We start from the raw sequence: 1,243 nt of genomic DNA, 5'->3' as shown, positions 1-1,243 counted from the left end.
CATTTAAATTAATGAGTTATTGAATAAGTGAAACCCTCTAAGTAGACTTTTAGAAGGTTGTAAATCTAGGGAAAAGGCTAAAGATGCCGTTGATTGAGTATTACGGTCTGCTATTTGAATGGCACGATAAAAAAATGGAAATAGTCTATCGAGGGCGTGAAATTACTTTTGAAGAAGTATGTAGCGTTTTTCTTGATCCAGAGCTGATGTCCTTTGACGATCTTGGTCATTATGACGAACAACGGTTGATATCAATCGGTCTAAGCAATCGTGGTAGACTACTAACAGTGGTTTGGGTCGAACGTGGTGATGTTGCAAGAATCATTACTGCTTTTGAGCCATCACACAATCAAAAGCGGAGGTATAACCATGCAAAATGAATTAGAACGCTATAAAAATTTTGACCCTACCAATGCGCCAGTAGTAAAACCAAACTTCGTGAAAAAATTACAAGAACGCCATGCGATTGCTCAAGCAAAAGCTTTTGATGCGGATGTTGTAACTTGGCTAAGTTCTCAAGATGATGAAACAAAACAGCATATTAACGAGATGGTTCGTCATATCATGGCATTGAAACGTGTTTAATTAAAATTTTGCTCGATGCTTTGAAATAGGGCTTTAGCCATGTTTCAAAGTCGAGCCACTTTGCGTGCACCGGTATAAATTGAATAACGAAAGAAACCAAGCAAAGTACTGTCCCATCTCATAACTTGGTTGACTATGAAAATATATAATTTAGCCCAAAGTTTTTTCATTATTTCTGTGCTTACTGGCTGCATGGCAAAGCCTGCTTTAGTTTCTAATATTATAGAACCTGTAAAACCAGTATTTTTTATCAAGCAAAGTCCCGAAGTGAAGACTTATATGGTTTCACTTGCAGGTGGCAAATTACATTTAGATCCACATGGTTGTATTCGTCTAAACAGTGATACCAGCCCTTTTATTATCTGGGCTAGTAGCAGCGAGTTAGAATATACAAGTGACGGTAGGATCAGTATTACCAACAAATTTAATAATCATAAAGTTTTTGTAGGTGATGAAATTAGACTTGGTGGAGGCCAGTACCCAACGAAACCTCGATCTATTACTGACCCTATTCCTGATGTTTGCGCTAACCACGGTTATTGGATTGCAGCTCCGCTTTAAAAAGCATTATTTAGGGTCAATCACGCAATAATCTTTGTTTGGTCCGTGACAGTCATTTTTCATGATGCGAACGCAAGACTTCCCATTGCAATTTTTA

Annotated in this window: 3 protein-coding genes; all 3 read left to right on the top strand. The window is 37.7% G+C overall.

The genetic code is table 11. From position 1 onward, the window contains the following. The first annotated feature begins 83 nt into the window (after window positions 1-83). The 3 genes from FTV41_RS14855 to FTV41_RS14845 all read left to right on the top strand — a co-directional run bounded on the left by FTV41_RS14855 (window position 84) and on the right by FTV41_RS14845 (window position 1,146). Window positions 84-380 (top strand): BrnT family toxin, encoded by a 297-nt coding sequence (locus tag FTV41_RS14855; RefSeq protein ID WP_111886105.1) that lies wholly within the window; start codon window positions 84-86, stop codon window positions 378-380. After that, window positions 370-585 (top strand): hypothetical protein, encoded by a 216-nt coding sequence (locus FTV41_RS14850; protein ID WP_004811702.1) that lies wholly within the window; start codon window positions 370-372, stop codon window positions 583-585. The genes FTV41_RS14855 and FTV41_RS14850 overlap by 11 nt, the downstream gene beginning before the upstream one ends. A 135-nt stretch (window positions 586-720) precedes the next feature. Next, window positions 721-1,146, top strand: a complete 426-nt coding sequence (locus tag FTV41_RS14845; protein ID WP_179991870.1) for a hypothetical protein — start codon at window positions 721-723, stop codon at window positions 1,144-1,146. Window positions 1,147-1,243 lie beyond the last annotated feature (97 nt).

The organism is Acinetobacter sp. YH16051 (genome assembly GCF_013417135.1).
Classification (GTDB): Bacteria; Pseudomonadota; Gammaproteobacteria; order Pseudomonadales; family Moraxellaceae; genus Acinetobacter; species Acinetobacter towneri.
The sequence above is the reverse complement of the archived record's forward strand: the minus strand, read 5'-3'. Positions and strand labels throughout refer to the sequence as shown.

Bases quoted from the DNA above. Each gene is read 5' to 3' on its own strand.
- FTV41_RS14855 (WP_111886105.1), top strand. From the start codon at position 84: ATGCCGTTGATTGAGTATTACGGTCTGCTATTTGAATGGCACGATAAA.
- FTV41_RS14850 (WP_004811702.1), top strand. From the start codon at position 370: ATGCAAAATGAATTAGAACGCTATAAAAATTTTGACCCTACCAATGCG.
- FTV41_RS14845 (WP_179991870.1), top strand. From the start codon at position 721: ATGAAAATATATAATTTAGCCCAAAGTTTTTTCATTATTTCTGTGCTT.